This window comes from Chryseobacterium sp. 2TAF14, assembly GCF_052115105.1.
Classification (GTDB): Bacteria; Bacteroidota; Bacteroidia; order Flavobacteriales; family Weeksellaceae; genus Chryseobacterium.
On the sequence record NZ_JBFRGA010000181.1, the window covers coordinates 1 to 5,405 of the forward strand.

The window sequence follows — 5,405 nt, forward strand, 5'->3', positions numbered from 1 at the left end:
GTCGCTGTACATGCCAATATTCTGTCATTGTGAAGATAAATGCCTACATCCGAAATGGGATGCGCTTTATCATATCTAAAGAATAAAATATCGCCTTCTTTCAAAAAACTTCTTCCCGTAAACAATTGTATAGATTTTGAACGAAAAATTCCGTCGGGTGTTTTTTGAAAAGTCTCTCCATACACATCACTGTACAGAGATTGTACGAAATAAGAACAATCAACGCCTACCTTTTCTTCCAATGACTGCTTTTTGTATGGAGTTCCGATCCATCGGTCTATATAAGCATACAGGTTATAATTGGTAATTTCTTTGGGCATTACCTCCATTATGATAGAGTATTTTTCTTTAAGACGAAGCTCTTCATCGCTCAGCTTTTCGGAATTGTCGTCAATTTTAGAATATTGTGAATCTATTGTTTTTTTAATCTCATCAGATTCATTGCTGTAAGAATCGGAAGAAAAATTATACGGAATTTCCTTAATATACTTTTTACCGCCACAGGAGATCAAACCAAAACCTATGAGCAAGCAGCAGATAATATGTTTACAGCTAAAATATTTCATCTCAGATCGTTTTGATTTCGTTATTCAGTTGTGTCCAGACTAATTCATTGTTTAAAAGAGAAACCTCAATATCATCTCCGTTTTTAAACTCACCGGCAACGATTTTTTTTGCCAATGGTCTTCTCAATCTTCCCCTGATAACGCCTTTTAATGGTCTGGCTCCGTATTTAATATCATAACCTTCTATTGAAAGATATTCTTTGGCTTCCTGAGTGATATTTAAATTAATATTCAACCCTTTTGCTAAATCTAAAAGCTCTTTTTTCAAATGGATTTCAAATATCTTCAATGCATTATCTTTACTGATCGGGGCAAATGGAATGGTCTCGGTAAGCCTCCCTAAAAATTCGGGACGGAAAAAACGGCTCATCATTTCCATAAGCTGGGATGATAGGGGAATTTCTCCTTTGCCAAAAGATTCTACAATAAATTCTGATCCTATGTTTGAGGTAAACAGAATAATAGCATTAGAAAAATCTCCTTCTTTACCCAATCTGTCATGAAGCTTTCCTTCATCCATAATCTGGAGAAACACATCAAAAACAGAAGTATGCGCTTTTTCGATTTCATCAAAAAGTACGATAGAATAAGGTCTTTGCCTGATTTTATTCACCAAAAGCCCGCCTTCCTCATAGCCTACATATCCGGGAGGCGCACCATAGAGCAACGCTGCAGAATGTTCCTCCTTGAATTCTGACATGTCAAAACGAATGATTGCATTTTCGTCCTGAAAAAGAAATTCTGCCAAAGATTTGGCGAGTTCCGTTTTTCCGGTTCCGGTGGGTCCCAGAAAAAAGAATGAACCAATCGGTTGCCCGGCTTTACTCAATCCGGAACGGGTTTCCAGAACCGCTTCCGATACAATAGTAATTGCATGATCCTGCCCTACAACCCTTTTAGCCAAAACGCCTTCCATTTCGTTTAGTCTTTGTTTTTCTTCTTCTTTAAGCTTGCCGATCGGGATATTTGTTTTTTGAGAAATAATCAGAGCCAAATCAAAATCGGTAATATTCGTTCTTTTTTCCTGAGCGATTTTTTCGGTTTTTTCGATAAGATTTCTTGCATAAACTAAGAGCTCGTCAGTATTTTCAAATTCAGGAAGTTCATTTTCTTCTTCATTAGAATCTGCGGTACTGATGAGGTATTTCGTTTTTACAAACAAATCTTTCAAAAGCCATTCCGCATGCATTTTCCGTTCCTGCTCGTCGTAATTATTGCTGTTATCTTCGAGGTGGATAATTCTTGTCAGCAAATGATTTCTTTCCTTTAAAAAAGATTCTCCGGCAGTTTTTAAAACCGACATGGTATGATCGATTAGATCAATAGCAGAAGCAGGCAGACTTTTCTCCTTCATATATCTTTGGGAAAGGCGGATTGCCTCTCTCATTGTCTGGTGGTCGATCGTTATTTTATGATGGATCTGATAATCTTCCAAAGTTTGTTTAAGCATTCTGAAATGAATTTCATCCGTACTTTCTTCCAGTTTCAGAAGCTCAAACATTCCTGCGAGACCCTGTTCTTTTTCAATTTTTTTGGTGTATTCTTCAATGGTAGAAGTTGCAATAAGCGTAAGACCGTTTGAAAGCTCGCTTTTTAGAAGATTGATAATCCCCGAATCTGAACCGTGGCTTACAAACAACGAATGAAATTCCTCAATGATCAATACCGATTTTGGAATTGTTTTTATTTCCTGTGCAATGTTTTTGATGCGGTCTTCAATTTCGCCTTTGTAAGAAGCTCCGGCAATCAATGCACCCATATCAAGCTCAAAAATTTCTATTCCTGCCAAAATATCAGGAATCTGTTTCAACAAAACTTTTTGAACAAAACCTTCAATCAGGGCAGTTTTACCTACACCATGATCTCCGATGATGAGTACATTCTGCTTGCTATACCTGCAAAGGATTTCTGTGATTTTATTGATTTCCGTATCTCTTCCGACCAGCAATTCTTTCCGGTTTTTCTTCTTTATTTTGTCTTTACTATTGATACAGTATTTTTGAATAAAGCCTTTTGCTTTTTTTGTATTTTCTAAAATTCCTGTTGTATGATCTTCTGCAAAAGAAGATATGTCTTTTAATAATTCGTTTCTAGTTACCGGAAAAGTTTTCATCTGATCAAAGCTGAAAGCCACACCGGGAGAACTGATTGCCGTCATTACTGCAAACAGCGAAATCTCCTGCTCTTCCAGAATTTCTCTTATCTGATCTGCTTCCGCAAAAATCTCATCGATAACCTCATCGGGTTCACAAGAATATGTGTTAGGCGATTTTGGCAGCTCTTCTATTCTTACTTCTGCCCATTCTTCCAGATAAAATACATCGATTCCCAGATTTTCAAGCTGTTTAAGCAAAGAAAGATCCCTGTTGAGCATTGCTTTTATAAGATGCGCTCCGGTGTAATAGGCATTAAGATTTTCCCTGCCAATTTTTTGCGCAATGGTAAGAGCCTTCGTAACTTCCTGACTGTATGTGATTTCTTCCTGATTCATTTGTGTATGTGTTTAATCTTTCATCCAGATCATATATTTTTTGACTTTGTACTGGATATTTAAGTTCTGGATACAGTTTTTTTGGTCTTTGCTGATTCTCAGCGCTGTGATCTTAATTTTTTTTCCTGCGAGCGACTGGCAAAACTGATCGAAAGGAATCAGCTTTTTATCATTTACCACAACAGGAATATCATATTTTCCACAGAGATAATCTTTAAAATCATCCTTCGTTTTGAGCTGCGCAGCAACCTGTTTCAATAACAACTGAAGCTGCTCGTTGGAAATTTCCGGAGCTTTATTTTCTGCAGAAACAGAATCTTTTTTCGATTTTGATTTCGGAGAAACCGGTATATACTGAAGCATATCTACCAAAGGGTCTTTTTGAGCTGTTCCGGCAGGAAGAGAAAAAGCAACATGAGGCTTTTCAAACTCATAAGATTTCATATCAATTTTCTGCTTTGCCCTGATCGTTTTTGGAGCCACATAAATTGTTTTTACAGCAGTATGCTCTACATCGCCATTTACAATGAGTGTAATTTTCTTTTCACCTACGGATTTAAATTTATAGGAAGGATTCTGCTCAAGAGCATCTGTTCCCCCGTTTTCACCAAAGCTCCATTCCCAGGATTCGCCGCCTTCTTTTTCTGCATTAAAATTTATCAATTCTCCAACGGTAACCACATCAGGACTGATGATAGAAGGCAGATACCCCGTTTGTTGGCTGATACTGGAAATGGTAATCATTTTTTCGTGGTAACAATTTCCGTTTATTTTTAGTTTTACAATATAATCGCCGGGTTTTTTGTATTGATGCAAAGTTCTTTGCCTGAAATCTATGGCAGTACTGTCACCAAAATCCCATTCCCAGGATTTTGCGCCTTCTGTGTTATCATAAAACTCTACAACTTTATTAACGAGAAACTCATCAGAATGAATAATATACTTTGCATTTTCACAATCCACATGTCTGGAATACTGGAAAGAAAAAACGATCAAGCTTACAAATAAAAGCGTGGCTAAACTTATGTAAACTTTAGAATCAATATTTTGAAATAATCTGGTGGTAGTTTTTTTCATTTTTGCTTTTGTGTTCTCACAAATATAAACACATTTAAGACATAAACAAGTGATTACCAAAACATTGAACCCAACCAAACARTCTTCATATTTTACGTTATTAAAAAAATAATCATTATTATTCTTTTAATTTTCATCATAAAAACATTATATAATAAAATAAAATATTATAAATCGATTATTTCTTTACAATAAATATCATTTTTTTTATCAAATATTTAACTTTTATTTAAAAATTAACTGTTTTTGAGCCGCTTTTGCCTTAATTTCAGCCTGTAATCATGCAATATTTTAGAAAAATAACGGCTCCAAAAGCGATCAACTTTATATTTTGTTGCAATTTTTGATTTAATACTGAGAAATAATAGAGTTTCAACAATAGCAATTTCTAAATTGTAAAAGATTATTATTCTATTACTGATAATTGGGAAAACGCATTTTTTTAAATTTAGAATGTTTAAACTAATTTAAAATTTAACCACAAAAGATACAAAAGAAATTTGGGATGTATATTATTTAGATAATCAAAGCTCTCAAAAGAAAAAATCAAAGATTTTTAAAACTTATATGTACTTTTTTTCAATCTAATTGTAAACTTTAATAGAATACCTAAATCTTTGTGCCTTTTTGTGGTTAAATACGCAAAAAAGGAGACTGAAACAGCCTCCTTTGTATAAGATAATATTCTTTTTTAATTATAATTTATCGGTCACGTCATTGAATGTTCCAAGTGATGGTTGATGTAAGATTTCCTAAAATCATTATGTTATCTTCAACTTTTATTTATTGTATCAGATCTTTAATTAATTTTAATCCTGTTGTTAATTCATTTACAATTTCTTGTTCCATTAACGCATAATCGGGGTTTTCTTCAATTTTATTTTCCCATTGAGCCGTTTTTTCTGCAAGTTTTACCAGACCGGCCGTTCCTGCAGTTCCTCTAAGCTTATGAAGGATCTGTTTCAGATATGCTGAATTTTTTTCTGCAATTCCAGATTTAATATTCACTTCTGCCTGGGAAAGCTGCTGTATGACCAAATCTAAAAACACTTTTTTGAAATCTTCATCATCACCCATCTGCTCATTCAGAAGATTCATATCTAAATGATTTTCCGGGCTTGAATACTCTTCAGGCAATTCTTGACCACCAAAGCCGATGTATTTTTTCAACATTTCCAGAAGATCGTTCTGTCTAAGAGGTTTTGGCAGAAAATCATTCATTCCCGAATCCAGACATTTTTCTTTTTCGCCCAAAACGTTTCCTGCAGTAA

General features: G+C 34.7%; 4 protein-coding genes. All 4 read right to left on the bottom strand.

Features of this window, described 5'->3' with window-relative positions; translation table 11 throughout:
• Positions 1-566, bottom strand: a 566-nt coding sequence (locus tag AB4Y90_RS15015; protein ID WP_441558348.1) for an NlpC/P60 family protein, incomplete at its 3' end; no start/stop codon positions are given.
• 1 nt (position 567) lies between these two features.
• Positions 568-3,057, bottom strand: a complete 2,490-nt coding sequence (locus AB4Y90_RS15020; RefSeq protein ID WP_441558349.1) for an AAA family ATPase — start codon at positions 3,055-3,057, stop codon at positions 568-570.
• Between the two features lie 12 nt (positions 3,058-3,069).
• Positions 3,070-4,134 carry a PKD domain-containing protein gene (locus AB4Y90_RS15025; protein WP_441558350.1) on the bottom strand — a complete coding sequence of 355 codons (1,065 nt, stop codon included), beginning with the start codon at positions 4,132-4,134 and terminating at the stop codon, positions 3,070-3,072.
• A gap of 783 nt (positions 4,135-4,917) precedes the next feature.
• The coding region (locus AB4Y90_RS15030; RefSeq protein WP_441558351.1) for an Hpt domain-containing protein at positions 4,918-5,405 on the bottom strand (488 nt) is incomplete at its 5' end.